The sequence below is a fragment of the Tateyamaria rhodophyticola genome (assembly GCF_047777875.1).
Taxonomy (GTDB): domain Bacteria; phylum Pseudomonadota; class Alphaproteobacteria; order Rhodobacterales; family Rhodobacteraceae; genus Tateyamaria.
Genome location: NZ_CP180519.1, coordinates 614508 through 640843, shown reverse-complemented (window position 1 = coordinate 640843; position 26336 = coordinate 614508). Strand labels below are relative to the sequence as shown.

General features: G+C 61.7%; 29 protein-coding genes. 19 read left to right on the top strand and 10 right to left on the bottom strand.

Annotation, left to right across the window (positions count from 1 at the left end; all coding sequences use genetic code 11):
• The first annotated feature begins 2 nt into the window (after positions 1-2).
• The 13 genes from ACERHN_RS04620 to ACERHN_RS04560 all read left to right on the top strand — a co-directional run bounded on the left by ACERHN_RS04620 (position 3) and on the right by ACERHN_RS04560 (position 10051).
• A complete protein-coding gene (locus ACERHN_RS04620; protein WP_415921477.1) occupies positions 3-206 on the top strand; it encodes a DUF1737 domain-containing protein in 204 nt (67 codons plus the stop codon).
• Positions 206-1237, top strand: coding sequence for a MaoC family dehydratase (locus ACERHN_RS04615; RefSeq protein ID WP_415921476.1), 1032 nt, complete (start codon positions 206-208; stop codon positions 1235-1237). The genes ACERHN_RS04620 and ACERHN_RS04615 overlap by 1 nt, the downstream gene beginning before the upstream one ends.
• A 53-nt stretch (positions 1238-1290) precedes the next feature.
• Entirely contained in the window at positions 1291-1716 is a 426-nt protein-coding gene (locus tag ACERHN_RS04610) for a hypothetical protein (RefSeq protein ID WP_415921475.1), read from the top strand.
• 15 nt (positions 1717-1731) lie between these two features.
• Positions 1732-2442 carry a DUF4344 domain-containing metallopeptidase gene (locus ACERHN_RS04605; RefSeq protein WP_415921474.1) on the top strand — a complete coding sequence of 237 codons (711 nt, stop codon included), beginning with the start codon at positions 1732-1734 and terminating at the stop codon, positions 2440-2442.
• 54 nt (positions 2443-2496) lie between these two features.
• Entirely contained in the window at positions 2497-3174 is a 678-nt protein-coding gene (locus ACERHN_RS04600; protein ID WP_415922682.1) for a DUF1194 domain-containing protein, read from the top strand.
• A gap of 147 nt (positions 3175-3321) precedes the next feature.
• Positions 3322-3705, top strand: coding sequence for a succinate dehydrogenase, cytochrome b556 subunit (sdhC, locus tag ACERHN_RS04595; protein WP_415921473.1), 384 nt, complete (start codon positions 3322-3324; stop codon positions 3703-3705).
• A 15-nt stretch (positions 3706-3720) separates the two neighbouring features.
• Positions 3721-4092 carry a succinate dehydrogenase, hydrophobic membrane anchor protein gene (gene sdhD / locus ACERHN_RS04590; protein WP_415921472.1) on the top strand — a complete coding sequence of 124 codons (372 nt, stop codon included), beginning with the start codon at positions 3721-3723 and terminating at the stop codon, positions 4090-4092.
• 50 nt (positions 4093-4142) lie between these two features.
• The gene (sdhA, locus tag ACERHN_RS04585; RefSeq protein WP_415921471.1) at positions 4143-5948 is read left to right on the top strand and encodes a succinate dehydrogenase flavoprotein subunit; all 1806 of its coding nucleotides are present in this window, start codon (positions 4143-4145) and stop codon (positions 5946-5948) included.
• Positions 5949-5960: 12 nt separating this feature from the next.
• Complete coding sequence (locus ACERHN_RS04580) at positions 5961-6695, top strand: FkbM family methyltransferase (protein ID WP_415921470.1); 735 nt, start codon at positions 5961-5963, stop codon at positions 6693-6695.
• Positions 6692-7021 (top strand): hypothetical protein, encoded by a 330-nt coding sequence (locus ACERHN_RS04575; protein WP_415921469.1) that lies wholly within the window; start codon positions 6692-6694, stop codon positions 7019-7021. The genes ACERHN_RS04580 and ACERHN_RS04575 overlap by 4 nt, the downstream gene beginning before the upstream one ends.
• A 13-nt stretch (positions 7022-7034) precedes the next feature.
• Positions 7035-7814 carry a succinate dehydrogenase iron-sulfur subunit gene (locus ACERHN_RS04570; RefSeq protein WP_415921468.1) on the top strand — a complete coding sequence of 260 codons (780 nt, stop codon included), beginning with the start codon at positions 7035-7037 and terminating at the stop codon, positions 7812-7814.
• A gap of 1 nt (position 7815) precedes the next feature.
• The gene (locus tag ACERHN_RS04565) at positions 7816-8820 is read left to right on the top strand and encodes a hypothetical protein (RefSeq protein WP_415921467.1); all 1005 of its coding nucleotides are present in this window, start codon (positions 7816-7818) and stop codon (positions 8818-8820) included.
• A 385-nt stretch (positions 8821-9205) separates the two neighbouring features.
• On the top strand, positions 9206-10051 hold the full coding sequence (locus tag ACERHN_RS04560) for an urea carboxylase-associated family protein (RefSeq protein WP_415921466.1): 846 nt from the start codon (positions 9206-9208) through the stop codon (positions 10049-10051).
• Between the two features lie 78 nt (positions 10052-10129).
• Here ACERHN_RS04560 and deoD read toward each other — a convergent pair whose 3' ends face one another.
• From deoD to ACERHN_RS04540, 4 genes are all read right to left on the bottom strand, one after another.
• Positions 10130-10834 carry a purine-nucleoside phosphorylase gene (deoD, locus tag ACERHN_RS04555; RefSeq protein ID WP_415921465.1) on the bottom strand — a complete coding sequence of 235 codons (705 nt, stop codon included), beginning with the start codon at positions 10832-10834 and terminating at the stop codon, positions 10130-10132.
• Positions 10835-10881: 47 nt separating this feature from the next.
• Positions 10882-11199 (bottom strand): H-NS family nucleoid-associated regulatory protein, encoded by a 318-nt coding sequence (locus tag ACERHN_RS04550; protein ID WP_415921464.1) that lies wholly within the window; start codon positions 11197-11199, stop codon positions 10882-10884.
• A gap of 180 nt (positions 11200-11379) precedes the next feature.
• Positions 11380-13341, bottom strand: a complete 1962-nt coding sequence (locus ACERHN_RS04545) for a methylmalonyl-CoA mutase family protein (RefSeq protein ID WP_415921463.1) — start codon at positions 13339-13341, stop codon at positions 11380-11382.
• A gap of 173 nt (positions 13342-13514) precedes the next feature.
• Positions 13515-13907: a hypothetical protein gene (locus tag ACERHN_RS04540; RefSeq protein WP_415921462.1), complete on the bottom strand. Its 393-nt coding sequence runs from the start codon at positions 13905-13907 to the stop codon at positions 13515-13517.
• Positions 13908-13992: 85 nt separating this feature from the next.
• On the opposite strand from ACERHN_RS04540, the gene ACERHN_RS04535 reads away from it, so the two are divergent.
• The 6 genes from ACERHN_RS04535 to ACERHN_RS04510 all read left to right on the top strand — a co-directional run bounded on the left by ACERHN_RS04535 (position 13993) and on the right by ACERHN_RS04510 (position 20182).
• Positions 13993-15381, top strand: a complete 1389-nt coding sequence (locus ACERHN_RS04535) for a 1-acyl-sn-glycerol-3-phosphate acyltransferase (RefSeq protein ID WP_415921461.1) — start codon at positions 13993-13995, stop codon at positions 15379-15381.
• A gap of 113 nt (positions 15382-15494) precedes the next feature.
• Complete coding sequence (gene ccrA / locus ACERHN_RS04530; protein ID WP_415921460.1) at positions 15495-16775, top strand: crotonyl-CoA carboxylase/reductase; 1281 nt, start codon at positions 15495-15497, stop codon at positions 16773-16775.
• 214 nt (positions 16776-16989) lie between these two features.
• On the top strand, positions 16990-17196 hold the full coding sequence (locus ACERHN_RS04525; protein ID WP_415921459.1) for a hypothetical protein: 207 nt from the start codon (positions 16990-16992) through the stop codon (positions 17194-17196).
• Positions 17132-17863 carry a helix-turn-helix transcriptional regulator gene (locus tag ACERHN_RS04520; protein WP_415921458.1) on the top strand — a complete coding sequence of 244 codons (732 nt, stop codon included), beginning with the start codon at positions 17132-17134 and terminating at the stop codon, positions 17861-17863. The genes ACERHN_RS04525 and ACERHN_RS04520 overlap by 65 nt, the downstream gene beginning before the upstream one ends.
• A gap of 112 nt (positions 17864-17975) precedes the next feature.
• A complete protein-coding gene (locus tag ACERHN_RS04515; RefSeq protein ID WP_415921457.1) occupies positions 17976-18611 on the top strand; it encodes an acyl-homoserine-lactone synthase in 636 nt (211 codons plus the stop codon).
• A 41-nt stretch (positions 18612-18652) separates the two neighbouring features.
• The gene (locus ACERHN_RS04510; protein WP_415921456.1) at positions 18653-20182 is read left to right on the top strand and encodes an ATP-dependent DNA helicase; all 1530 of its coding nucleotides are present in this window, start codon (positions 18653-18655) and stop codon (positions 20180-20182) included.
• Between the two features lie 218 nt (positions 20183-20400).
• Here the strand turns inward: ACERHN_RS04510 and ACERHN_RS04505 are convergent, their stop codons facing one another.
• The 6 genes from ACERHN_RS04505 to ACERHN_RS04480 form a co-directional block, all read right to left on the bottom strand.
• Positions 20401-21150, bottom strand: a complete 750-nt coding sequence (locus ACERHN_RS04505; protein WP_415921455.1) for a TIGR02186 family protein — start codon at positions 21148-21150, stop codon at positions 20401-20403.
• Positions 21150-22067 (bottom strand): sulfite exporter TauE/SafE family protein, encoded by a 918-nt coding sequence (locus ACERHN_RS04500; RefSeq protein WP_415921454.1) that lies wholly within the window; start codon positions 22065-22067, stop codon positions 21150-21152. Before ACERHN_RS04500 ends, ACERHN_RS04505 begins: the two co-directional genes overlap by 1 nt.
• Positions 22068-22163: 96 nt before the next feature.
• Positions 22164-22559 carry a hypothetical protein gene (locus tag ACERHN_RS04495; protein ID WP_415921453.1) on the bottom strand — a complete coding sequence of 132 codons (396 nt, stop codon included), beginning with the start codon at positions 22557-22559 and terminating at the stop codon, positions 22164-22166.
• Between the two features lies 1 nt (position 22560).
• Complete coding sequence (locus ACERHN_RS04490) at positions 22561-23526, bottom strand: ABC transporter permease (RefSeq protein WP_415921452.1); 966 nt, start codon at positions 23524-23526, stop codon at positions 22561-22563.
• A gap of 3 nt (positions 23527-23529) precedes the next feature.
• The gene (locus tag ACERHN_RS04485; RefSeq protein ID WP_415921451.1) at positions 23530-24639 is read right to left on the bottom strand and encodes an ABC transporter permease; all 1110 of its coding nucleotides are present in this window, start codon (positions 24637-24639) and stop codon (positions 23530-23532) included.
• A gap of 145 nt (positions 24640-24784) precedes the next feature.
• On the bottom strand, positions 24785-26305 hold the full coding sequence (locus ACERHN_RS04480) for an ABC transporter ATP-binding protein (RefSeq protein ID WP_415921450.1): 1521 nt from the start codon (positions 26303-26305) through the stop codon (positions 24785-24787).
• Positions 26306-26336: the final 31 nt, after the last annotated feature.

Sequence of the window (26336 nt, the reverse complement as noted above, 5' to 3'; positions counted from 1 at the left end):
ATATGAAAATCTATCGTTTTCTGTCCGAAGAGGATACGTCCGCCTTTTGTCACAAGGTCACGGCCGCGTTGAATGCCGGGTGGGCGCTGCATGGCAGTCCGACCCAGACATGGGACCACGCCGCGGGCCTCATGCGCTGCGGTCAGGCGGTGGTGAAGGAGGTGCCGGGCGACTATCACCCGGACGTCAAATTGGGAGAGCAGTGATGGCCAAAACCAACGCAGGCCGCTTTTTCGAGGATTACCGCATTGGCGAGGTGATCGACCACGCCGTGCCGCGCACCGTGGGGGCGGGGGAGCGCGCGCTTTACCATGCGCTCTATCCGGCGCGCCATGCGCTCTATTCGGCGGATACGTTTGCGCAGGCCTGCGGTCTGGCGTCGGCACCGCTGGATGACATGATCGCGTTTCACACGGTCTTTGGCAAAACCGTGCCGGACATCTCGCTCAATGCGGTGGCAAACCTCGGCTATGCCGAAGGGCGTTGGCTGGCGCCGGTCTGGCCCGGTGACACGCTGCGGTCCAGTTCCGAGGTGATTGGCCTCAAACAGAATTCAAACGGCAAGACTGGCGTGGTTTGGGTGCGCACCACGGGACGCAACCAGCATGGCACCGCGGTGCTCAGCTATGTCCGCTGGGTCATGGTGCGCAAACGGGATGTCGATGCACCGGCCCCCGACACGGTGGTGCCGGACCTCGCCAAGAGCGTGCCGGCAGACAGCCTCGTGGTGCCGCACGGTCTCGATTTCAGCCAGTACGATTATGACCTTGCAGGTGAGCCGCATCGCTGGGTCGACTATACCGTGGGCGAACAGATCGACCATGTGGACGGTGTAACGGTCGAAGAAGCCGAACACATGATGGCCACGCGGCTGTGGCAAAACACGGCCAAGGTCCATTTTGACACGTCGGCTCGGCCCGATGGGTCGCGGCTGATCTATGGCGGGCACGTGATTTCCATGGCGCGCGCGCTCAGCTTCAACGGGCTGGCCAATGCGCAGATGGTCGTGGGGCTGAACGCAGGCGCCCATGCCAACCCGTGCCTGTCGGGGGATACGATCCGCGCATGGACCGAAGTGCTGGACACTGCCGAGACGGATGCCCCGGGTGTCGGCGCGCTGCGCCTGCGTCTTGTGGCGACCAAGGGCGGCGCCCCGTTCACGCTGCGCGGCGATGACGGGAAATACCTGCCGCATGTTCTGCTGGATCTTGATTACTGGGCGTTGATACCGCGCTAGGCTATCGGTAACAGACGCATGCGTTTGTGCAGATTTGAGATGGGATTCATTGAATGAAATACGCGCTTATTCTGGCTGCGGCTTTGACATCAAGCTGTGCGGTGGCCGAGCCGCTGTGCGAGATGGGGGATGCAAAACCTGTAGACGCCTTTGAAGCGGTCAAGGCGGCCTTTTTCGCCGGTGATTTTGAACGGTTCGCCGAGATTGGGACCACGCATATCAACGGTGGTCCGGCATCACTTGGCGGCGGTGTCATGCAGTTGTCGGCCGCCTTTCCGAACGGGTTCGAAAGCTGCCAGACCATCGTGCAGCGCGTCGATGTGGGCGGCATGGTGCAGGAAATCACCACGTTCAACGTCGCAGGTCAATCGCGACCCATTGCGGTCTATATGTTGGGTGCGCCGGTGCGCGGCGACATTCAGATCACCGATTTGACCTTTGACACAACGCTGCGTGCCGTGCTGGATGATCTTCTGTAACGTCCGAGGTCCCTCATGCTCCGCTCTGCTCTGGCCCTGCTCTGTCTGACAACCGCCGCTGTTGCCGACGAGGCCGAGGACGCGTTTGTCGAGGCGAACGTGCTGAGCATATTCTACCACGAGCTGGGGCACGCGATGATCGATGTGCTTGGCCTGCCGGTCTTTGGTCAGGAAGAGGACGCCGCGGACGTCGTCTCCATCCTGATGATCGACGCGTTCTTCGAAGAGGACGTGGCGCTTGATCTGGCCTATGACGCGGCATCCGGGTTTTGGGCAGAGGCGCAGGATGGTGGCGGGTCGGTCTATTGGGATGTGCATGGCCCTGATGAGCAACGGTTTTTCAATACTGTCTGCCTGTTTTACGGGGCCAACCCGGATGCGCGCGATGATTTTGCCGAAGACATGGGGTTGCCCGAAGAGCGCGCGGAAACCTGCCCCGAGGAATACGACCTGGCCATCGACAGCTGGGGCGCAGTCATGGATGACATCGCCGGAGCTGGCGACAGTCTGCGGTTCGATGCAGGGGGTGCGGCGTCCCTGACCGCCGATGTGATCGGCGCCGAAGTTGCGGCCCTGAACGCCGATTTCCGCTTTCCCGAGGTGATCACCGTCCGGGTGGAGCCTTGTGGCGAGGCGAATGCGTTTTACGATCCGTCGACTATTGAAATCATCATGTGTGACGAGTTCGAGGCGCATTTGCGCAGGCTCTACACGCTGCTCGACTGACCGCGCAATTGTGATCGACGCGCGCGGCCAAGCGGCGCTAGGATCGCGCATATGATGCGCCTTGCCCCCGTCCTCGCCTCTGTCCTTGCCCTTGTGCTTCTGCCGTCGCTTACGCGCGCCTGCGATCTTGCCCTGATGCTGGCTGTGGACGTGTCGGGATCGGTGGACCGCGACGAATACCGGATCCAGATGGGCGGCCTTGCCGAAGCCTTGCGGGACGGGATTGTGGCCGATGCGCTGGTCAGCCAGCAGGCGCAGGTAGGGCTCGTGCAATGGACCGGCGCGTCGCGCCAGCGCCAGACGATCCCCTGGACCGCCATGCGCACCCATGCGGACGTGTTGCAATTCGCCGAACGCGTGGACACGGATGAGCGGATCTGGCGCAATTATTCGACCGCCATCGGAGAGGCTGTGGCCGTGTCCCGCGCGGCCTTTGCACAGGTGCCGCAGTGCGGGCGGCGGGTGATCGACGTGTCCGGGGACGGCGTGTCCAACGAAGGGGTTGAACCGGGCGCGCAGCGTGCGGGCCTTGTGGCGGATGGCATTATCCTCAATGCACTCGCGATTGAGACGGATCAGACCGACCTGACCGGCTATTTCTTTGAAAATCTGATCTCGGGTCCCGGTGCCTTTGTGGTCACGGCAAACGGATTCGCGGACTATCCGGCTCAGATCAAACGCAAACTGCAACGCGAGACGACAAAACAGGCGGTTTCCCTCCAGCAACGTTGATTTTGTGATCACGACTTTCTTTCTAGTGATCACAAAGTGGCGCATTGCGTCAAATGCGCCAAAAAACCGCGCCGGATGTGCGCTCATGGCCCGTGACTTGGGCGTAGAAATCAGTATCAAGGAGGCAGCCACAGTAAAGGAAGCCAAATGGCCGATGTAAATCGGGGCAACCGCCCGCTATCGCCGCATCTGCAAATCTACCGCCCACAGCTGACGTCGATGTCTTCGATCATGGTACGCATCACGGGCATTGCCTGCCTGCTCGCATCGCTGCTGGTGGTGGCGTGGTTGCTGGCGGCGGCAACGTCGCCGGATGCGTTCGCAACCATTGATGGCCTGCTGCGCAGCCTTCTCGGCAACCTGATCCTGCTGGGCGCGACATGGGCGATTTTTTACCACATGCTTGGCCGGCTGCGGCACGTGCTGTGGGATTTCGGGTATTTCGTGAATGTCGAACAGTCCGAAAAGATGGCGATTGGCATGTTCGGGCTGGCCACTGTGCTGACCCTGATTGTCGCAATCGCAACCTGAGCCGGAGGGGAACCCATGCGCTTTATCACTGACCGCAAACGTGTCATCGGCCTTGGCTCCGGACGCGAGGGCACGCATCACCACTGGCAGATGATGATCAGTTCCATGCTGCTTGTGCCGCTTGTGCCGCTGTTTGTTTTCTTCTTTGCCACCGTGCTGGGTGGAACGCATGACGAGGTTGTCGCGTTCTTCAGCCGTCCGGTCCCTGCGATCATCTGTGCGCTGGCGCTGGTGGTGATCGTTCTGCACCTGATGCGCGAGGCGCATGCCGCGATTGAGGATTATGTGCATGGCACCGCAGGTAAGCTGACCCTCGTGGCGACAACCGCCTTTTCCTACACGCTGATCGTGGTTGGCGTATTCGCCATTGCCCGGATGGCGATTTGAGACTTACGGACACCAGGCGCGTGCGCGCGTCCTACCGATAGGAGGCCGAAATGGCTGCATATGATTACGAGACGCATGAATATGACGTCGTGGTCGTGGGGGCCGGTGGCGCCGGTCTGCGGGCGACGCTGGGTATGGCGGAACAGGGGTTGCGCACCGCTTGCGTGACCAAGGTGTTCCCGACCCGGTCGCACACCGTGGCGGCACAGGGCGGCATCGCCGCGTCCCTGTCCAACATGGGCCCCGACAACTGGCAGTGGCACATGTATGACACGGTCAAGGGCTCGGACTGGCTGGGTGATACGGACGCGATGGAGTATCTGGCGCGTGAGGCCCCCAAGGCGGTCTACGAGCTCGAGCACTACGGCGTGCCGTTCTCGCGCACCGAAGAGGGCAAGATTTACCAGCGTCCCTTTGGCGGCCACACCACCGAATTTGGCGAAGGCCCGCCCGTACAGCGCACCTGTGCTGCGGCGGACCGGACCGGTCACGCGATCCTGCACACGCTCTATGGCCAGTCGCTCAAGAACAATGCCGAGTTCTACATCGAGTATTTCGCAATCGACCTGATCATGTCCGAAGACGGGTCATGCCAGGGTGTGCTGTGCTGGAAGCTGGATGACGGCACCATGCACCTCTTTGCCGCCAAGATGGTTGTGCTGGCGACGGGCGGCTATGGCCGCGCGTATTTCAGCGCGACATCCGCCCACACCTGCACCGGTGACGGCGGCGGCATGACGGCCCGTGCCGGTCTGCCGCTTCAGGATATGGAGTTCGTGCAATTCCACCCCACCGGCATCTACGGTGCGGGGTGCCTGATCACCGAAGGCGCGCGGGGCGAGGGCGGGTACCTCACCAACTCCGAAGGTGAGCGGTTCATGGAACGCTACGCCCCGACCTACAAGGATCTGGCGTCGCGCGACGTGGTGTCGCGCTGCATGACCATGGAGATCCGCGAAGGGCGCGGCGTGGGCGAGCAGGGGGATCACATCCACCTGCACCTCAACCACTTGCCCAAGGAAACGCTGGACCTGCGCCTGCCGGGCATCAGCGAATCCGCGCGCATCTTTGCCGGTGTGGACCTCACGAAGGAGCCGATCCCGGTTCTGCCGACCGTCCACTACAACATGGGCGGCATTCCCACGAATTACTGGGGCGAAGTGCTGGCCCCCACCAAGGATAACCCCGACAACGTGTCCCCGGGCCTGATGGCCGTGGGCGAGGCGGGCTGTGCCTCGGTGCACGGGGCGAACCGTTTGGGCTCCAACTCTCTAATTGACCTCGTGGTGTTTGGCCGTGCGGCGGCGATCCGCGCCAAAGAAGTGGTGGACGCCGACGCGCCCGTGCCCACGCCCAACCAACGCTCGGTCGAGGCCGCGTTCAGCCGGTTTGACGGGCTGCGCTATGCCAAGGGGCACGTGCCCACGGCGGAACTGCGCCTCGAGATGCAGAAGACGATGCAGCAGGACGCCGCCGTCTTCCGCACCGACAAGACGCTGGCCGAGGGCGAGGAAAAGATGAAGGACGTCGCCGCCAAGCAGAGCGATCTGAAGGTGACGGACACGTCGCTTGTCTGGAACTCCGACCTGATGGAAACGCTGGAGCTGACGAACCTGATGCCCAACGCGGTCGCCACGATCACGGCCGCTGCCGCGCGCAAGGAGAGCCGGGGCGCGCATGCGCATGAGGATTATCCCGACCGCGACGACGAGAACTGGCGCAAGCATTCCCTGATCTGGTTCGAGGGCAACGCGGCATCCCTTGGTTTCCGTGGTGTGCACCTGAACCCGCTCACCAGCCACAATGACGGCGGCATCGACCTCAAGAAAATCGCGCCCAAGGCGCGGGTCTACTAAGGCCGTTGTTCCGTGTTGCAGCACGCCCCTGTGCCCGCCGCCATGGCGGGCCAAAGGCCACCCATGCTGGGTGAGCTGCGCGACCTCGCGCGCAAGGAGGGGTTGGACATCCACCCCCACAAGATGCGCCCGTTCTATCTGCGCAGCTACGGGTTTGATCCGGCAACCGTGTTCGATGTCGGCGTGTTCCAGGGCACCCCCTGGCTCTACGAGAGCTTTCCCGAGGCGCATTTCGTGCTGGTGGATCCGCAAGGCGACATGCCCGGCGCGCGCCCCGCAAAGGGCGATTTTCACGCCGTGGCCCTTGGTGCAGAAGCCGGAACCGCCACTTTGAACATTCCCCAGACGAAACCGGGGCACGGTGGCGCCATGGCCAGCGTGCTGGAACGTCGCGATGTGCTGACCAACAGCTTTTCGGATGTCGAAAAGCGTGAAGTGCCGGTTGTGACGCTCGACAGCCTGTCCGAAGGGCATGTCGGCCCGTTCGGGATCAAGATCGACACCGAAGGGTTCGAGGCGCAAGTGCTGGCCGGTGCTGCGGACACGCTGCGGCAGACGGAGTTTGTCATCCTCGAATTGTCGATGACGCGCCGGTTTGAAGGCGTCGACCCGCCATCAGACGCCATCGCAACCCTCGCGGCCCATGGGCTGGAAATGCGCGACGTGCTGGCCATCGCCGATGGCCCCACAAAACGTTCGCAACCGCGGCACATGGACGTACTTTTTACCCGGTGGGCCACAGCATGATCCGCGCGCTGCCTCTCGTCGCTCTTTTGACCGTCACCGCATGTGCCGAGGCGACCGAAGCGGTGGACGGTGTTGCCCGCCGCAGCGCAAAGGCCGCCGTGTCCGAAACGCTCACCACCCGGTTCCCGGCTGTGCCAAAGGCCGCCGTGACCCCCTTTACCGATTGCGTGATTGACAACGCGACCGCACGCGAGATCGGTGAATTCGCAAAGGACGCCGTGATCGGTGTCTCTGAGACCACAGTCGCGCTGGTGACCCAAGTCCTTCAGCGCCCCGAAACCCAACAGTGCGTTACACGGGCGGGGCTTGCCCTGCTCACCGCGTGAAAGGAGAACCGTTATGGTCCAACTGACACTTCCCAAGAACAGCCGTATGACAACCGGCAAGACGTGGCCCAAGCCCGAAGGCGCCACGAACCTGCGCAAGTTCCAGATCTATCGCTGGAACCCCGATGACGGCAAAAACCCGCAGGTCGACACCTATTTCGTCGATATGGACACGTGCGGTCCGATGATCCTGGACGCCCTGATCAAGATCAAAAACGAGATTGACCCGACGCTGACCTTCCGCCGCTCCTGCCGCGAGGGGATTTGCGGGTCCTGTGCGATGAACATCGACGGCATCAACACGCTCGCCTGCATCTACGGCATGGACGAGGTGAAGGGCGACGTGAAAATCTATCCCCTGCCGCACATGCCGGTGGTCAAGGATCTGATCCCCGACCTCACCCATTTCTACGCCCAGCACGCCAGCATCATGCCGTGGCTGGAGACCAAGACCAACCGCCCCGCCAAGGAGTGGAAGCAGTCCATCGAGGATCGCAAGAAACTCGATGGCCTGTATGAATGCGTGATGTGTGCCTCCTGCTCCACCTCCTGCCCCAGCTACTGGTGGAACGGCGACCGCTACCTCGGGCCAGCGGCCTTGCTCCATGCCTATCGCTGGATCATCGACAGCCGGGACGAGGCGACGGGCGAACGGCTCGACGATCTTGAGGATCCATTCAAGCTCTACCGCTGCCACACGATCATGAACTGTGCCAAGACCTGCCCCAAGGGGCTCAACCCGGCCGAGGCCATTGCCAACATCAAAAAGATGATGGTCGAACGCACCGTTTAAAATGGCAAAGATCATCTTTCACTCGAACGATCTGGGCGTGCGGGGCACGGTTCAGGCGATCTATGATTACGCGCATCACGCAGAAGAAGTGCTGGGCCATACATCGGTGATCGCCTATCCGGACAATGCCGCGAATACGGATCAAGCCGTGGTGGACAAGTTCAGCGCCCGGTTCGAGTTGATGTGCTATGATCAGCTGTCGGACATCGCCGGGTCGGGTGCGGATCTGACGTATTTCATGAAATATGGCGGCAAGGACGATCTGGTCAGCCCGGATACGCCAAGCGCCATTCACGCGGTGTTCCAAGCCTTTGAGCCGCACGGCCAGACCTATGCCTATATCTCCGAGTGGCTGGCTGATTATTGCACCGGCGGGCGCTATCCTTATGTACCGTACATGGTCACCCTGCCGCCCGGCACGTCACAACGGGACAAATGGGGCATTCCGGATGATGCCTTTGTCTATGGGCGCTACGGTGGCTACGAGACATTTGACCTCCCCTTTGTCAAAGCGCAGATCCCCGCGTTGCTCGAGGATCCAAAAGTCTGGTGCGTGTTCATCAACACGGAAAAATTCATCGAACATCCTCGCGCGCTGTTCTTGCCATCCATCACCTTGCCGACGGACAAGTCGGACTTCATCATGACCTGCGATGCGATGATCCACGGGCGGCATCGGGGCGAGAGTTTTGGCCTCGCGCATTGCGAATTCCTGTTTCACGGCCGACCTGTCGTTGCCTGGGCGGGGGGCAAGGATGCGCATCACCGTGTGATGCTGGAACAGGCGCCGAGGGCGCTTTACACCGATGGCGACGACTTTCTGGCCAAGGCGCGGGCGCTGCGGGACGGGTCCGACTTCAATTGGCGCAGCCTTGTCGCGCCCTTTGCGCCGGAACCCGTGATGCACAAGTTCCAGCAGGTGTTTGTCGATTGTGCCGAACCACCGCGCGGCAATGACACAATGACTGCCCTCAGCTACCGGCTGCGCAAACTCATCCGCCGCTAGGCAGTCAATTTGGCGCGTAACTTCGCGCTTCCCCGCACGCGCTCTGGGCAACGCAATCCGCGGCCTGACGGCACCACGCAAATGCGCGGTAATGCCCCCCATCAAAAAAAGCATTGGCCGTCGTTGGCGGGACATTTTCACCGGATCGACATCGGTTTCCCGCCTGGCCCTGCCTTGATTGGCCTGTCCCAATGCATCGGTCACGCCCGCCCGCAACCATATCCCCCCTGCGCATGCGCCGCTGTGATCATGTCGCAGTTTGCCGTGTTCCAAGATCGCACAGCACCGCTGTAGACGGGTCCGGACCTGCAATAGGCTTCATCAGGTATATGGCGGCCCCATCCCCGCCGCGCTAGCATGCGCGCAGCACGAAGGAGATCCGCCCATGACCACGCCCGCCGACGCCGATGCACGCCGTGCCATCGCACCTGTGATCTGCTACCCGCCGGACACTTTGCCACAACCGGACCTGTCCCTCTATGCCAGCGCGCGCGCCACGGCGACCAAACGCTCTGAAACCATTGCACAGCCCCGCGACGCCGCCTGTTTCGAAGTGCCCGCAGGCCACTTCTTTCGCATCACCAGCATCGAAGGGCCTCAGGTGGGCGACCTCAACCTTTGGAACCTGAACGACCTTTCGGAACGGTTCTATTCGGGCAAGACCCGCGCCCTGCACGGCACGCATGTCAACACGGGCGATAGACTCTGGAGCAGTTTTCCCAACCTGCGCCCCATGGCTACGATCATCCACGATACGCTGGATTGGTACGGCTTCGACGACTTCGGCGGCGGCGTGCATGATGTGATCGGCACACGGTGCGATCCCTATACCGGCAACCTTTTGCAGGGCGGGCACTACCACCACTGCTGCCATTCCAACCTGACCCGCGCGCTGGCGGATCACACCGGTCTTCCCCTGCATGAGGCCGAACCACACGTGCATGACGTCATGAATGTCTTCATGTGCACGGGCTTTACCCGCGACACAGGCCAATACTTCATGAAAGCCAGCCCCGTCCGCCCCGGTGACTACATTGAATTCTTTGCGGAGATCGACCTGTTGGGCGCGCTCAGCGCGTGTCCCGGCGGGGATTGCGGGTCCGAACACACATCCGACGTGGCCCCGTGCCACCCGCTCCTGATCGAGGTCTTCGCCCCCGCCAAAGGAGGGCTCGACGGATGGCATAGCCCCGACAAAAACGGATACAACCGGACCCACGGGGTGGGCTAGGGCGCGCTTCCACCCGTCTCTGTTCCGAAAAATCCTCCCCGAAGGGTCGGCCTGCACCAAAGCCGCAGGTCAGCCCCCTCAGCCGAACGCTGCCTCAAGCGCGATCTCGACCATATCGCCAAAGCTGCGCTCGCGGTCTTCGCTGGGCAGGGCCTCTCCGGTCTGCAAATGATCGCTGACGGTCAGAACCGCCAATGCGCGCCGTGCGTGCCGCGCCGCCAGCGTATATAGCTCCGCCGCTTCCATTTCGACGCCCAGAATACCGTGCCGCACCATCTGTTCGTCCAGATCGGGCCGCTCGGCGTAAAACACGTCCGACGAATAGATGCCGCCCACATGGGTTTTGGTGTCCCGCGCCTCTGCCGCGGCCACGGCCGCCTTCAGCAATCCGTAATCCGCGCAAGGCGCGAAATTCAGTTCGCGGAAAATGCCGGAGGAGGGCGATGTGATGGTGCTGGCCGTCATCGCGATGATCACATCGCGGATGCCGACATGCGCCTGCATCCCGCCACACGACCCGATCCGGATCAGCGTCTGCGCGCCATATTCCGACATCAGCTCATTGGCATAGATGGAAAGGGAGGGCATTCCCATGCCCGACCCTTGGATGGTCACCCGATTGCCGCGCCAGGTGCCGGTAAACCCCAGCATCCCCCGCACTTCGTTCACCAACTCCGCCCCGTCAAGGAACGTCTCAGCGGCCCACCGGGCGCGATACGGGTCGCCCGGCATCAATACGGTTTCGGCAATCTGGCCGGGTGCTGCGCCGATATGGACGGTCATGTCACTCTCCTGAACAGGTATCGCGTGACACGTAGCCCGACCGGGCCTCAGACCTCAAGCGTTTCGGGGTCTGTTCCTGCGGCGATGGCGTCTTTGTACCATTTCGGCTGACGACCCTTGCCGGTCCAGGTTTGCGACGCATTTTTCGGGTTTGCGTATTTGGCAACGCCACCCTTGCCGCCGGATTTGGCCGAAGATCCGCCCATCAACTCCGCCAGCGTAAAGCCGTATTCAGCCGCCGCCGCTTCTGCCGCTTTGCGTGCTTCTTTCTTGTCGCGTTTCTTGGCAGCCACCAAAGCAGCATCCACATTGCTGCGCAGCTCTTCCAGTTCCTGGTGCGTCATCTTTTCGAGATTTTTTGCCATTTTCGGATATCCCTAATTCACTGTCGTATTTGGCCCTTACGAGAATAGGATAGTTTTTTGCAATGGCTTGGCAGCGGAATTTTGTGTCAGCATGGGCGGTTTTTGGCCGACCTCTACCGCCACGGGCATTCTGCATAACCGGAGCGGGAGAATTGACGCCAAAACCGGCAGCTGTTGCCGCTATTCCGCGGCGACGGCTGCCGGATCTGCCAGTGAGACGATATCCATCATGATCGTATTCAATTCGAAATCCTTTGGGGTATACACCCGTGCCACTCCGAATGCCCGCAAACGCTGTGCGTCGTCGTCGGGAATAATACCGCCCACAATCACGGGGATATGGCCCAGACCTGCGGCACGCATGCGCTGCATCAAATCCTCGACCAATGGAATATGGCTGCCCGACAGAATGGACAGACCCACCACATGGGCGTCGTCGCTTTGAGCGGCGGCAACGATCTCTTCCGGCGTCAACCGGATCCCTTCATAAGCAATATCCATACCGCAATCGCGTGCACGTACCGCGATTTGTTCCGCGCCATTGGAATGCCCATCAAGGCCGGGTTTGCCCACAAGGAATTTCAGGCGGCGGCCCAGCCGGTCGCTCACCGCATCCACCGCGTCGCGCAGGTCGTCCAGGCCTTCGGTCATGTTGGACTTGCCCGTGGAAACGCCCGTGGGTCCACGATATTCTCCGTGAACGGCGCGCATCTGTGCCGCCCATTCGCCGGTGGTCACACCCGCACGGGCACAGGCGATCGAGGCGGGCATGACGTTCTCCCCGGCCTTGGCTGCCGCGCGCAGATCGGCCAGCGCCGCCGTCACCGCCGCGGCGTCACGTTCTGACCGCCACGCCTCAAGGCGGGCGATCTGCTCGGCCTCGACTGCCGGATCAACAACCATGATCCCGCCATCACCTGTCATCAGCGGCGATGGCTCGCCCGCCTGATACTTGTTCACGCCGACCACAACGGTTTCGCCCTTTTCAATCCGGCCCAGACGGTCAGCATTGGATTGGACCAATTGCTGTTTCATATAGTCAATGGCCGCAATTGCCCCGCCCATTGCATCAAGGCTTGCCAATTCATGCCGCGCACCGTCCTTGAGCGCCTCGACCTTGGCATCCACGGCTGGATTACCGTCAAAGAGGTCGTCGAATTCCAACAGGTCCGTTTCATAGGCCATGATCTGCTGCATCCGCATCGACCATTGCTGATCCCAGGGGCGGGGCAGGCCAAGCGCTTCGTTCCAGGCGGGCAATTGCACCGCGCGGGCCCGCGCCTTTTTGGAAAGCGTCACGGCGAGCATTTCGATGAGAATACGGTAGACGTTGTTTTCCGGCTGCTGTTCCGTCAGGCCCAGCGAATTGACCTGCACCCCATAGCGGAAGCGGCGGAATTTCGGATCGGTCACGCCGTAGCGGGTTTCGCAAATCTCGTCCCACAGATCGACAAAGGCGCGCATTTTGCACATCTCGGTCACGAAACGGATCCCCGCATTCACAAAGAATGAAATGCGGCCCACAACCGCCGGAAAATCCTCGGGTGCGATGCGGGGTTTCAATGCGTCCAGAACAGCCGTCGCCGTCGCAAGGGCAAATGCCAATTCCTGTTCCGGCGTCGCCCCCGCTTCTTGCAGGTGATAGGAACACACATTCATCGGGTTCCATTTCGGCAGGTTGGAATAACAGTATTCCGCCACATCCGCGATCATCCGCAAAGACGGCTCGGGCGGACAGATATATGTGCCCCGGCTCAGGTACTCTTTGATCAGGTCGTTTTGCACCGTCCCTTGCAGGGCCGATACATCCGCGCCCTGTTCCTCGGCCACGGCGATATACAGGGCCAGCAACCAGGGCGCCGTGGCGTTGATGGTCATGGACGTGTTCATCTGTTCCAGCGGGATTTCATCGAACAGCGTGCGCATGTCGCCCAGATGTGCCACGGGCACGCCAACCTTGCCCACTTCGCCGCGCGCCAGCACGTGATCGCTGTCGTATCCGGTCTGTGTCGGCAGATCGAACGCCACGCTCAGGCCGGTCTGTCCCTTGGCAAGGTTCGACCGGTACAGCGCGTTCGATGCCGCAGCTGTCGAGTGACCGGCATAGGTACGGATCAGCCAGGGGCGGTCTTTCTGGGTCATTGCAGCCTCGTGAATCGGTTGAGCAACAAAATTGCGTTGGGCTGGTGATAAACGAAACTTTGCATCGTCGTCAATGCGCTGCGTCGCGGCATTTCTGCCGCGCGTGCGAAGGGGCGGCATTTCTGCCGCGCGTGCGAAGGGGCGGCATTTCTGCCGCGCATGCGAAAGGACGGTCAGTCCGGTGCAGGCACAGGCTTGCGCCGCGGCAGGTGCGCGACGACCAACATCAGCCAACCAAGCACCCCGACCGAATGGGCGGACAGGGTCGCATCGCCGGTGAATGTCATGAATGCCACCAGCTCTTCCGGGCGCGGCGGTGCCTTGATCACGGATTGCGCGGGCAAGTCGTCAAAGATCAACCGGTAGAATGTGTAGTATCCTTGCGGCGACAGCCAGATAAAGCTGATGAACAGCACCGCCCAGATAAACGGGCGCAGGATCCACGGACGATGAAACGTCATCAGCCGCGTGATCCCCAAAGTCGCAGCAGCCATGCCCAGCGACACGATTGCCAACCCGATCTGACCCGCCACCCCGAGGGTAAAGAAACTATCGCCATCATACATATGCGCAGTTTGCGCGGTCCCGCCGCGCCCCGCCAGTGCAAAGTTACGTATTGTCCCGCCGCACCCCGCCTGCGAGTGTCGGCGCATGTGGCGCAGCGTTGAACTCCCCCTCTGGCTCTTTGTCCTGATCGTGCTGTTTGCGACCGTGACCTTTGCGTCGCATTTCCTCTTTCCATCCGTGCGCTGGTTCTTTCGCCGCCGTCTGGAACGGGCGGTGGCGCGGCTGAACACGCGGCTGACGCGGCCTATCGAGCCGTTCAAGCTGGCGCGGCGGCATGACATGATCCAGCGCCTGATCTACGATCCCGAAGTGACCGAAGCCATCGTGCAGCACGCCGATGAAAACGACGTGCCCGAGAACGTGGCGTTTGAGCAGGCGCGCCGATATGCCCGCGAAATCGTGCCCAGCTTTTCCGCCTTTGCCTATTTCAGCTTTGGCGCGCGGGTGTCGCGGTGGCTTGCCACGGCGATCTATGATGTGCGCACCGGGCTCAACAATGACCAGCAAATCCAGAGCGCGGACTCGAATGCGACGGTGGTGTTCGTCATGAACCACCGCAGCAACATGGATTACGTGCTGGTGACGTATCTGGCGGCGCGTGCCTCTGCGCTCAGCTATGCGGTCGGCGAATGGGCGCGGGTCTGGCCGCTGTCGCGCCTGATCAAATCCATGGGGGCCTATTTCATCCGGCGCAAATCGCGCGGCCAGCTCTATCGCAAGGTGTTGGCCCGCTATGTGCAGATGGCGACCGAAAACGGCGTGACCCAGGCGATTTTCCCCGAAGGCGGGCTGAGCGTGAATGGCAAGCTGATGCCGCTCAAGATGGGGCTGCTGTCCTATGTGGTGGATGGCTATGACCCGGAAAAGCGCGACGTGGTCTTTGTGCCCGTGGCCATCAACTATGACCGCGTGCTCGAGGACCGCGTGCTGATCGCGGCGCACAAACGCGGGGACCGCCGGTTCGGCGTCAGCATGACGGTGGTGATGATCGAAATCCTGCGGCTGCTGTGGCAGTGGATCACCCGGCGCTATCGCAAATTCGGCACCGCCTCTGTTGTCTTTGGCCCGCCTGTGTCGCTTGCCGCTTTGGGGGCGGACCATGACCTGGATGGTCTGGCCGAGACGTTGCGCGACCGGATACAGGATGTGATGCCCGTGCCTTTTGTCCCGCTCCTGTCCCGGCTGTTCCTGCTGACGGATGCGCCCATTCCGGACGCCGAGTTGGTCCACCGGGTCAAATCCGTGATGCCGCCTGATCGCGGCACGCGCCCACAGCTGGTGGCAGAGGACCTTGAGGACCGCGTCCGGGGGGCGCTGCGCGACATGGAACGGCGCGGGATGGTCGACCGAGACGGCGACACGGTGCGCATCGCTCCGGCCGAACGCGACCTCTTCGACTTTTACGCCAATTCCATCGCCGATCTGTATCCCGACAGCATCACACCGGACGATGCTGCGGGAGCAAAGTCATAAAATTACAAAATCAGACTTTTCCGTGTTGCTTTATTTCGTTTGGAGCCATATCCACTGCAAATACCGCAACGATTCTGCGCTGCGGCAGAGATTTGATCGCTATGGAGGCTCCAATGGCACTCGACACTGGCACCGCGTCCTACGACGCACCTGAAAAAGACCTCTACGAGATGGGTGAAATCCCCCCGATGGGATACGTGCCCAAGCAGATGTATGCATGGGCCATCCGGCGTGAGCGTCACGGCGAACCCGACACGGCCATGCAGCTTGAGGTGGTCGATGTGCCCACGCTGGACAGCCACGAAGTGCTGGTGCTCGTGATGGCGGCTGGCGTGAACTACAACGGCGTTTGGGCGTCGCTGGGGCAGCCGATCTCGCCCTTTGACGGTCATGGTCAGCCGTTCCACATCGCCGGGTCCGATGCGTCGGGCATCGTCTGGGCCGTCGGCGACAAGGTCAAGCGCTGGAAAGTCGGCGATGAGGTCGTGATCCACTGCAACCAGGACGACGGCGATGATGAACACTGCAACGGCGGCGATCCGATGTATTCGCCCAGCCAGCGCATCTGGGGCTATGAGACGCCCGATGGATCGTTCGCCCAGTTCACCAATGTGCAGGCACAACAGCTGATGCCGCGCCCCAAGCACCTGACTTGGGAAGAAAGCGCGTGCTACACGCTGACCCTCGCCACCGCCTATCGGATGCTGTTCGGCCACGAGCCGCATGACCTCAAGCCTGGCCAGAACGTGCTGGTCTGGGGCGCGTCGGGCGGTTTGGGCTCCTACGCGATCCAGTTGATCAACACGGCCGGTGCCAACGCGATTGGCGTCATCAGTGACGAGAGCAAGCGTGACTTTGTCATGGATCTGGGCGCCAAGGGCGTGATCAACCGCAAGGACTTCAATTGCTGGGGCCAGCTGCCAACCGTCAACACGCCCGAATACAAAGAGTGGTTCAACGAGACCCGCAAGTTCGGCAAGGCAATCTGGGACATCACCGGCAAGGGCGTGAATGTCGATATGGTGTTCGAACACCCTGGTGAGTCGACATTCCCGGTGTCCACCTTTGTCTGCAAAAAGGGCGGTATGGTTGTGATCTGCGCGGGCACCACTGGGTTCAACTGCACCTTCGACGTCCGCTACATGTGGATGCACCAGAAGCGCCTGCAGGGCAGCCACTTTGCGCACCTGCAGCAGGCCTCCGCCGCCAACCATCTGATGGTCGAACGTCGCCTCGATCCGTGCATGTCCGAAGTCTTTGGCTGGGATGACCTGCCGCAGGCGCACATGAAGATGCTGCGCAATGAACACAAGCCCGGCAATATGTCGGTTCTCGTGCAGGCGCCCAAGACGGGTCTGCGCACGCTGGAGGACGCGATCGACGCCGTTCGTTAATCTCACACGCTAGAGAAGAGTGGCAAACGCCCGCGAATCACCTCTGGGTTTCGCGGGCGTTTTTGCGTTTTTGGATGGGTCCAACGGTTTCAGTCACTTAAAATTCGCGCCCTCACCATTTCTGGGGAGTAGAAATACGTGAATTTTCAAGGCGAGTTAACACATGCTATAGTTGTGTTAATCTTTCATTAACCAATGAGAAGTGACTCTGACCATGCAAAGTGACTGGATACTGGACGTTCTCGCCGACCTCAAGACGTTTGCCACCGCCAACGGGATGCCGGCCCTGGCCGAGCAGCTTGATGACACCGCAATTGTCGCGCTCGCCGAGATCGCCGCGATGAAGGATAACAAACATGGTCAGCGCCGCGATGGCGAAACAGCCATTGGAATTCATATTGGAGGAGCTGGCGCAAGCTGACGGGCTTGCGGCCCTCCAACACGCGTCCGAACGGATACGCGACCATTACGGGATTGATCATGTGGTGTACCACTGGGTCGATTCCGCCGGGGATCAGTATGGTTGCGGAACCTATTCGGACGCATGGCGCGACCGGTATCTAGAGCAGAATTACCTGCGCATTGATCCGGTCATTGTCGGGTGTTTTCAACGGTTTCACCCCGTTGACTGGAAGCGCCTCGACTGGTCCAGCAAGGCCGCGCGCGCCTTTCAAGCCGAAGCCATCGCGCACGGGGTTGGCAATCAGGGCTTTTCCGTTCCGATCCGGGGACCGAATGGCCAGTTTGCCCTCTTCACCATAAGCCACTCATGCGACGATCAGACATGGGCAGACTGGACTGAAACGCACCGCCGCGATCTCATCCTGATTGCCCACGACTTCAACCAAAAAGCACTGGAGCTTGAACCCGACCGCACACCCGAACAGTCCCAGGCCCTCAGCCCGCGCGAGGTGGACGCCATGACGCTTCTGGCCATGGGCTACAGCCGCGCACAGGTGGCCGACACCCTGTCGATCTCCGAACACACGCTGCGAGTCTATATCGAAAGCGCCCGGTTCAAACTAGGTGCATTGAACACCACGCACGCCGTCGCCCGCGCCATGAGCCGCGGTTTGATCGTCGTCTGAATCCGCTGTTGCGTGTGAATTTTTTCACACCGTACGCGGGTGCCAGTAGACGTTAACGCACGCATCGGTAGTATTTCGGTCATACCTGCCCCGGTTTGACAAGGAGCCTCCAATGCTGCGCTATGTTTACGCGTCCGATCTGCAAGACCATCCCCTCCTGGCCCGCACCATGTTTCAGGACCGCACTGACCAGTTCAGAACGCGGCTTGGCTGGGACGTGACGGTCAACGCGGACGGGGAGGAACGCGACCAGTATGACGATCTGAACCCGCTTTACGTGATCTGGGAAGAACCCGACGGCACGCATGGCGGTTCCATGCGGTTCCTGCCCACGACGGGTCGCACCATGGTGAACGAGCATTTCGGCGATCTGATCTCGGGTCCCATCACAAGCCCGCTGATCTGGGAATGCACCCGCTTTTGCCTAGCCCGTGGCGCAGGCAGCCATGTGGCCGCAGCACTGATGCTGGGCGGTGGTGAGATCATGCAGAATTTCGGCGTCGAACACTTTGTCGGCGTGTTCGACGCCCGCATGATCCGCATCTACCGCATGATCGGCTCCTCGCCAGAGGTGCTGGGCAGCGCGGGCGAAGGGCGTGACGCAATCAGCGTGGGCCTTTGGCATTTCGACGCGCAGGCCGCATCGCAGGTCGCCGCCCGCGCCGGTGTGTCCATGACCCAATCCCGCCAGTGGTTCGACCGCGCCTTTGGCGGACAAATGAGCGCGAACCTCGCTCAAACCGCCTGATCCGTCTGGCCCCTGTCCGGCGCGGTCTGTAGGGTCGCGCCATGACCACTCTTGCCCTCTCTGACGATCAGGCCAGCGCTTATGACAGCGTCGCGGACATGTTGCGCGGTGCTGGCATCGACCTCGATGACGCCCTGCTGATGCCGCCGAAATCCACCGCCAGTTCGGTGATGGCCGTGACGGGCAAGGCGGGCTCGGGCAAGACGATGCTGCTGTCCGAACTCTACAAGGCGCTCGAAGGGGCAGGGGTCGAGGTGGTGTCGGGCGATTACGAATCCCGCAAGCGCCGGGACAAGCGGACGCTGGCCATTCTCGCGCCGACGAACAAGGCGGCGAGCGTTCTGCGGTTCCGCGGCGTGCCCGCCACGACAATCCACCGCATCCTCTATACGCCCGTTTATGACCCGGAATACGAACGCATTGCCGAATGGCTGGCCGGAAATGGCGAACGCCCCGAAATCGAAGGGCTGACCGAAGAGGCGCTGGATCGCGCCTTCGCATTTTATCAGAACAACAAATCCATTCCGGGGGCATTGGCGGCGGCGGGCCTCCGCGGGTCGGACTTCATCACCGGCTGGAAACGGCGCGAGGAACCGCTGGACATCGGCTTTGTCGATGAGGCGTCGATGCTGGACGATCGCCAGTTCGAGGATCTCAAGGAGATTTTCCCAACGCTCCTGCTCTTTGGCGACCCGGCTCAGCTGGCGCCGGTTAACCAATCCGGCGCCATGGTCTTCGACAGCCTGCCCAGCCCACGCGTGCTGCATCTGGGCCGTATTCACCGGCAGGCGGCGGATAACCCGATCCTTGATCTGGCCCATGCGCTGGCCGATCCGCAGCTTGAATTTCACCATTTCGAGCGCATGGTGGAAGAGGCCGCGGCCCGCGATGACCGCGTGGTCTGGGGCCAGCGGGTCGAAGTGGACCTGATGGCGCGCAGTCCCGCGCTTGTGTGGCGCAACGCCACGCGCATTCGGTTGATCCAGGCGTTTCGCACCGTCTACGACGCCCCCGAGGACCGTCTTCTCGAAGGGGAGCCGTTGATTTGCGACGGCCTGGAACTCCCTCTGAAACATAGGAAAAAACGCCTCGACCTCGAGGCGCGCGGGCTGATCAAGGGCGCGCAGGTCGTGTTTCTGGGCGAAGGGCGCAAGCCCGGGTTTTCGCGCCTGCACGTGATGGGGGCCGAGGATCCGCAGGTCTCTGCCGCCTCCATCGTGAAGATAGAAAAACCCGATGAAGAAGAGCCGTTTATCCCCTTTGCCGCCCGCATGGGCGCCACCTTTCTCCATGGTGCGGCGGTAACCATCCACAAGGCGCAGGGCAGCCAGTGGAAAACTGTGCAGGTCTTTGCCCCGGACCTGTTTGTCGCCGCGCGCATGGGCCGGTCCGAGGCGGGGCAACCGCTGTGGAAACGCCTCGCCTATGTCGCCATCACGCGGGCGCAGGAGCGGCTGATCTGGGTCGTGAACAACCGCCTCGCCAAACCGTCGCATCCGCTGACCATCGATGACCTGCGCAGCACACCCGCCGCGCCGCTCACCTTGTCCGAGGAAACCCCGGACGCCTGACGGCCTGTTTCTTTTGGCTGGAGCGAAATGCAAACAACCTGCACCATCATGTATCGCGCAACCCTTTGAAATCTTTGATTTCAGGCAGGGTTGCGTGGTTCAGGGTTCTGTATTTCTGCTTTAGAAGTACCACGGGGGTCGTCAGTGTGGCGCCATTGGTCCGAGCGACAATGACGACGAGGGGCCGGACCCTCGTTCCCGCCTTTAAACCAAGAACATCAGTTCCGAATAAGCGAGAACGCTGCCGACGCACCCCAGCCTGCGGCAATCGCAATGGCCAGCGACATGATCCCGTACCAGAACGGGTTTTCGCGGCTCATGCCGAACAACCACCGCTCCAACCCGACCTTGCGCACGTCGATTGTCGTGTCATAGCGGGACACGACCGTCCCGTCCCGCGTCAGCAGGATGCGCGTCGGAAACGCGCCTTCGGTCAGCGCGGCGGGCAGGGCAATCCGCGTCCGGAACAGGGTGTCCTGATCCACGACAACCTGTTCTTCCAGCACCTGGTACACGCCCGCCGCCTCGCGCACGCGAATGAGCGCGCTGACATAGGCGCTGGCGTCCACCACAGTTTCGGGCACCGTAAGGCTGCTCAGCAGCGACGGCACCGTCACGCGGTGCAGCAGGTTGGCCCGCACGCCCAGTACTTCGTTCAGCGGTCCGTTCGTGGCCACCGCATAATAGGTCGGCGCATTGCCCAACGTGACCTCTTCGGTGTTGACCCAGATGCCGAACCGACGCTCCTTGCGGCGCACGGAAACCGGCTCGGACGGGCCGGCAATCGTGACAATCACGCCCAACTCGCCTTCGGGCGCGGGCGCCTCGCGCTTGATCGCGCCAAAGACGAGGATTTCGGAGCCATCAAAGCTGGTTGTGATGGCGACCTCATCCTGGCTCAGGCCCAGCACGACCTCTTCTGCGGTCGCAGGCAGGGACAACAGGAACAGGGCAAAAAGCCAGCGCATCAGTGACCCTCCACCGCGCCGACGGAGTAAAGCTCCGACGGCATCACCAGAAGGTCAAAGGCCAGCTTGCCGCACACCGCCAGAACCATCATGGCCAGCAGAATGCGCAGCTGTTCGGCCTTCATCTTGACGCCAATCCGCGTGCCGATCTGCGCGCCGATCACACCGCCGACCAGCAGCAGCACGGCCAGAACGATGTCCACGGTAAAGTTCGTGGTGGCGTGCAGCATCGTGGTGAACGCGGTGACAAAGATGATCTGGAACAGCGACGTGCCCACAACCACCTTGGTCGGCATACCCAGCAGGTAAATCATCGCGGGCACCATGATGAACCCGCCACCGACGCCCATGATCGCGGCCAGCACACCCACGCACAGACCCACCAGCAGCGGGGGAATGACCGAGATATAGAGGCCGGACACCCGGAACCGCATCTTGAACGGCAGTTTGTGGATCAGGCCATGTTTCTTGCGGGTGGGGATCGCGGTGCCACGGTTCGTCTTGCGGATGGCATTGAGGCTTTCGATGAACATCAGCCCGCCGATCACGCCAAGAAACACCACATAGCAAAGCCGCACCAGCAGATCGACCTGCCCCAGCGATTTCAGATAGTTAAAGAGCAGCACCCCAAAGGCCGCCCCGACAAGCCCCCCGATGAGCAGCACCGTGCCCATCCTGAGATCCACCGTCTTTCGCCTGAGATGCGCCAAAACGCCGGAAAAGGACGACGCCACGATCTGGTTCGCCTCGGTCGCGACGGCCACCGCGGGCGGAATGCCGATGAAAAACAGCAAGGGGGTCATGAGGAACCCACCACCGACGCCAAACATGCCGGACAGAATCCCCACCATGCCGCCCAGCCCAAGGAGCAGGAAGGCGTTGACCGATACCTCGGCGATGGGGAGGTAGATTTGCATGGCCTCTGTTAGGAGGGGCGTTGCCCGAAATCAAGGGTCCATGCTGCCTTGCGGCAAATTGGACTGGTCCTATGGGTCAAACTGGCGTTATCGCGATCATTGCGCGTTGGGTGTGAGCGATGTGATTTCTGTTGCTCTCAATGCAATTCCGCCCGGTGACACCTCCAGTGTGGCGGATCCCGTGATGCGGCAGAACTTTTGGCCAAACAGATCGCTTGGAATAACGCAGGCGTCGACGATCTTTTTCTGGGCCGGTGTCGGGTTCAGGAAAATACGAAACCCTATCCCGCCGTCCAGGCTGGGGTCACTGAACGGGGCATCGTCGATATAACGCAGCCCGGTCTGCGGAAAATCCTGCATCGTGCCAATCGCGCCGTCCAGCGTAACTCTTGCGCCGTTCAGGCCGTTCACCAGCTGTGTTGCCGTTTCCTGCGCATATGCGGCAGAGCCAGCGGCGGTGAGCGCCGCGATGGCGAGGGTCCGTTTCAGCAACTCAGCGCTCCTTTACATAAGGTTCGCCGCCCGCGCGCGGGGGGATCGCCTTGCCTCCCACACCGGCGAGGATCACGACCACGAGGATGTAAGGAAGCGCGTCCATCAACTGCACTGGGACGGTGATCACGCCAAGGTCGATGTTCTGGAATCGCAGGGCAATGGCTTGCAGGAACCCGAACAGGAGGCAGGTCCACAGCGCCGCCCACGGCTTCCACTTGGCAAAGATCAGCGCGGCCAGCGCGATGAACCCGCGGCCTGCCGTCATGTCCTTGACGAAGCCCGCCTGCAGAGCGGTCGCTAGATAGGCGCCCGCGATCCCGCAGAGCACCCCGCAGATCGCCACAGCGGCATAGCGCAGGCCCACGACAGACACGCCCGCCGTATCCACCGCCGCCGGGTTTTCCCCCACGGCGCGCAGCCGCAGGCCAAAGCGGGTGCGGAAGAGGACGTACCATGTGGCGGGCACGGCCAGAAAGGCGAGGTAGACGAGGATCGAGTGCCCCGAGACCAGCTCGGCATAGGTCGGGCCAAAGATCGGGATGGACCCGAGGCTGTCCGCAAAGGGCAACTCGAACCCCTCGAACCGGCCCCCGCCGGAGAGTTGCGGCGTGCGCCCGCCTTGCCGGAACCAGTCTTGAGCCACCAGAACCGTAATGCCTGCGGCCAGAAAGTTGATGGCGACGCCCGAGATCAGCTGATTGCCGCGAAAGGTGATCGAGGCCAGCCCGTGGATGATCGACAGGAACAGCGACGCCCCGATCCCGGCCAGAAGGCCGAGCCAGACATTGCCGGTGATCGCGGCTGTGGCGGCGGAGAACATCGCGGCGGCCAGCATCTTGCCCTCAAGGCCGATGTCAAAGATGCCTGCCCGCTCGCTGAAAAGACCTGCAAGGCACGCGAGCAGCAGCGGTGTGGCCAGCCGGACAGAGCTGTCGAGCACCTGGATCAGGGTCAGAAAATCCACGGTCTATTCCCCCGCCTGCACATTTGGTTTGCGGCGCAGAGCGAGGAACATACGCTCCAACGGCATCCGCACCATATTGTCGAGCGCGCCGGTGAACAGGATCACCAGCGCCTGGATCACGACGATCAGCTCGCGCGGGATCGACGTCCAGAGCGCCAGCTCTGCGCCGCCCTGATAGAGGAACCCAAAGAGGATAGCGGCAAGGAACACACCAAACGGGTGGCTGCGCCCCATGAGCGCGACGGCAATGCCGATGAAGCCCGCGCCTTCGACGGCGTTGAGGACAAGGCGCTCGGCCTCGCCCATCACATTGTTGATGGCCATCATACCTGCGAGCCCGCCGGAGATCAGCATCGCGATCATGGTGATGCGCACTGCCCCGATGCCTGCGTATTTCGCGGCCCGGTAGGATTTGCCAAAGGACCGGATTTCCAGGCCCAAGGGCGTGCGCCAGATCAGCAGCCACACCAGAACGCAGGCGATGAGTGCAATGACGAGCGATACGTTTGCGGGCGCTGCCTTGGAGAAGTTGATGCCGATGGGTGCCAGCATTTCGTGCAGCGAGGGCAGGTGCACCGGCTCGGGAAAGCGTGCAGTGGCCGGATCCATCGCGCCTGCCGGGCGCAGCACGTTGACCAGCATGTAGTTCAGGACCGCAGCGGCGATGAAGTTGAACATGATCGTGGTGATCACGATGTGGCTGCCCCGGCTGGCCTGTAGATAGGCCGGGATTGCGGCCCAGACGGCACCGAAAAGCGCCGCACCTGCCGTCGCGGCGATGAGCGCAATGGACCAATGCGGCCAGGGGATCATCAGGCACACAAGGGCCACGCCCAACCCGCCCAGCATCGCCTGGCCTTCGCCGCCGATGTTGAAGAGACCTGCGTGAAAGGCGATGGCCACGGCAAGGCCCGTGAACATGAAGTTGGTGGCGTAATACAGCGTGTAGCCCCAGCCATAGGTCGATCCGAGCGCGCCGGTGATCATCAACTGGACCGCGGCCACTGGGTCCTCGCCGATGGCGATGATGACCAGAGCCGACAGGATCGCGGCGAGCAGCAGGGAAATGAGGGGGACGAGGATCACCTCGGCCCATTTGGGCATCACATCCATCGTATCGCTCCGTGACCTGAATGCGTGCTGCGCACACGCCATGTTTGAGGGGGCGTTCGCCATTGTCTCTCGGACCAATGGCGAGTCAAAGGCTCACCCCCCGTCGCTGCCGCGACTCCCCCATGGTATTTTTGGCCAGAAGAAGTCATGAGGTGACCCCTGCCATCAGCAGGCCGAGTTCTTTTTCGTCGGTGTCAGCCACGATGCGCTCGCCCATGATCTGACCGTCGAACATCACGGCCACGCGGTCGGCGAGGCCGAGGATCTCTTCGAGTTCGACCGAGACCAGCAGGACCGCCTTGCCCTGATCGCGCAGGGCGACGATTTGCTGATGGATGAATTCGATGGCCCCGATATCGACGCCGCGTGTCGGCTGGCCAACCAGCAGGAGGTCGGGGTTGCGTTCGATTTCTCGGGCGAGCACGATTTTCTGCTGGTTGCCGCCGGAAAAGTTCTTGGCCGCGAGGTGCGGGTGGGGAGGGCGGACGTCGAAACGGTCCATCTTTTCCTGCGTATCCGCCTTGATTGCCGTGTTGTTGGTCAGCAGGCCGGAGGCGTAGCGGGCGTCCCGGTGATAGCCGAACGCGGTGTTTTCCCAGGCGGAAAAGTCCATGATCAGGCCTTCGCGCTGGCGGTCTTCTGGCACGTGGGCGATGCCGCGGGCGCGGCGGGACCGGCCATCGGAGTGTTTTCCGGTCAGGTCAATCGGCTGGCCGTTGAGTGTGATCGTGCCAGTGCCCGTAGCATAGCCGCCCAGCACTTCGAGCAATTCGGATTGACCGTTGCCCGCAACCCCGGCAATGCCGAGGATTTCGCCCGCGCGCACTTGCAGGTCGATGCCCTTGAGGCGCTCGACACCCTGTTCATCGTGCACACACAGGTTTTGAACATCGAGCACCACGTCGCGCGGTTGTGCCGGCACCTTGTCGACGCGCAGCAGAACCTTGCGGCCCACCATCAGCTCGGCGAGGGCTTCGGGGCTGGTCTCTGCTGTTTTGACGGTCGCGGTCATCTCGCCCCGGCGCATGACGCTCACCGTGTCGGTGATGTCCATAATCTCGCGCAGCTTGTGGGTGATCAGAATGATCGTTTTGCCTTCTTCCTTGAGGCGGCCCAGGATGCGGAACAGCTGATCTGCTTCGGCGGGGGTCAGCACGCCTGTGGGCTCGTCGAGGATTAGGATGTTGGCCTGTCGGTAGAGCGCCTTGAGGATCTCGACGCGCTGCTGCATGCCCACGCCGATTTCCTCGATCACAGCGTCGGGGTCGACCTTGAGGTCGTATTCCTGTTCCAGTTCCAGCAGGGACTTGCGCGCCTTGGCCAGCGATGGCGTCAGTAGGCCGCCATCTTCGGCGCCAAGGATGATATTTTCCAGGACGGTGAAATTCTCGACCAGCTTGAAGTGCTGGAACACCATGCCGATGCCCGCGGCGATGGCCGCCTGACTGTCGGGGATTTCGGTGCGGTTGCCGGAGATGAACACTTCACCTGCGTCGGCTTTGTAAAATCCGTAGAGGATCGACATCAGCGTGGATTTGCCCGCGCCGTTTTCGCCGATGATCCCGTGGATCGTGCCGGGCATCACGCGGATCGAGATGTCTTTGTTGGCTTGCACGGGGCCAAAGGCCTTGGAAATGCCTTTGAGCTCGATGGCAGGGTTGGTCATTTAGGCGTACCGGTGGCCGCTGGGCCAGATT

Coding starts and splice junctions, on each gene's coding strand:
- ACERHN_RS04485 (WP_415921451.1), bottom strand. CDS start 24,639: ATGGATGTGATGCCCAAATGGGCCGAGGTGATCCTCGTCCCCCTCATT.
- ACERHN_RS04525 (WP_415921459.1), top strand. CDS start 16,990: ATGCAAAGTGACTGGATACTGGACGTTCTCGCCGACCTCAAGACGTTT.
- ccrA (WP_415921460.1), top strand. CDS start 15,495: ATGGCACTCGACACTGGCACCGCGTCCTACGACGCACCTGAAAAAGAC.
- deoD (WP_415921465.1), bottom strand. CDS start 10,834: ATGACCGTCCATATCGGCGCAGCACCCGGCCAGATTGCCGAAACCGTA.
- ACERHN_RS04480 (WP_415921450.1), bottom strand. CDS start 26,305: ATGACCAACCCTGCCATCGAGCTCAAAGGCATTTCCAAGGCCTTTGGC.
- ACERHN_RS04605 (WP_415921474.1), top strand. CDS start 1,732: ATGCTCCGCTCTGCTCTGGCCCTGCTCTGTCTGACAACCGCCGCTGTT.
- ACERHN_RS04505 (WP_415921455.1), bottom strand. CDS start 21,150: ATGCGCTGGCTTTTTGCCCTGTTCCTGTTGTCCCTGCCTGCGACCGCA.
- sdhD (WP_415921472.1), top strand. CDS start 3,721: ATGCGCTTTATCACTGACCGCAAACGTGTCATCGGCCTTGGCTCCGGA.
- ACERHN_RS04550 (WP_415921464.1), bottom strand. CDS start 11,199: ATGGCAAAAAATCTCGAAAAGATGACGCACCAGGAACTGGAAGAGCTG.
- ACERHN_RS04520 (WP_415921458.1), top strand. CDS start 17,132: ATGGTCAGCGCCGCGATGGCGAAACAGCCATTGGAATTCATATTGGAG.
- ACERHN_RS04570 (WP_415921468.1), top strand. CDS start 7,035: ATGGTCCAACTGACACTTCCCAAGAACAGCCGTATGACAACCGGCAAG.
- ACERHN_RS04500 (WP_415921454.1), bottom strand. CDS start 22,067: ATGCAAATCTACCTCCCCATCGCCGAGGTATCGGTCAACGCCTTCCTG.
- ACERHN_RS04545 (WP_415921463.1), bottom strand. CDS start 13,341: ATGACCCAGAAAGACCGCCCCTGGCTGATCCGTACCTATGCCGGTCAC.
- ACERHN_RS04515 (WP_415921457.1), top strand. CDS start 17,976: ATGCTGCGCTATGTTTACGCGTCCGATCTGCAAGACCATCCCCTCCTG.
- ACERHN_RS04540 (WP_415921462.1), bottom strand. CDS start 13,907: ATGTATGATGGCGATAGTTTCTTTACCCTCGGGGTGGCGGGTCAGATC.
- ACERHN_RS04575 (WP_415921469.1), top strand. CDS start 6,692: ATGATCCGCGCGCTGCCTCTCGTCGCTCTTTTGACCGTCACCGCATGT.
- ACERHN_RS04610 (WP_415921475.1), top strand. CDS start 1,291: ATGAAATACGCGCTTATTCTGGCTGCGGCTTTGACATCAAGCTGTGCG.
- ACERHN_RS04620 (WP_415921477.1), top strand. CDS start 3: ATGAAAATCTATCGTTTTCTGTCCGAAGAGGATACGTCCGCCTTTTGT.
- sdhA (WP_415921471.1), top strand. CDS start 4,143: ATGGCTGCATATGATTACGAGACGCATGAATATGACGTCGTGGTCGTG.
- ACERHN_RS04600 (WP_415922682.1), top strand. CDS start 2,497: ATGCGCCTTGCCCCCGTCCTCGCCTCTGTCCTTGCCCTTGTGCTTCTG.
- ACERHN_RS04560 (WP_415921466.1), top strand. CDS start 9,206: ATGACCACGCCCGCCGACGCCGATGCACGCCGTGCCATCGCACCTGTG.
- ACERHN_RS04535 (WP_415921461.1), top strand. CDS start 13,993: ATGTGGCGCAGCGTTGAACTCCCCCTCTGGCTCTTTGTCCTGATCGTG.
- ACERHN_RS04510 (WP_415921456.1), top strand. CDS start 18,653: ATGACCACTCTTGCCCTCTCTGACGATCAGGCCAGCGCTTATGACAGC.
- ACERHN_RS04615 (WP_415921476.1), top strand. CDS start 206: ATGGCCAAAACCAACGCAGGCCGCTTTTTCGAGGATTACCGCATTGGC.
- ACERHN_RS04565 (WP_415921467.1), top strand. CDS start 7,816: ATGGCAAAGATCATCTTTCACTCGAACGATCTGGGCGTGCGGGGCACG.
- sdhC (WP_415921473.1), top strand. CDS start 3,322: ATGGCCGATGTAAATCGGGGCAACCGCCCGCTATCGCCGCATCTGCAA.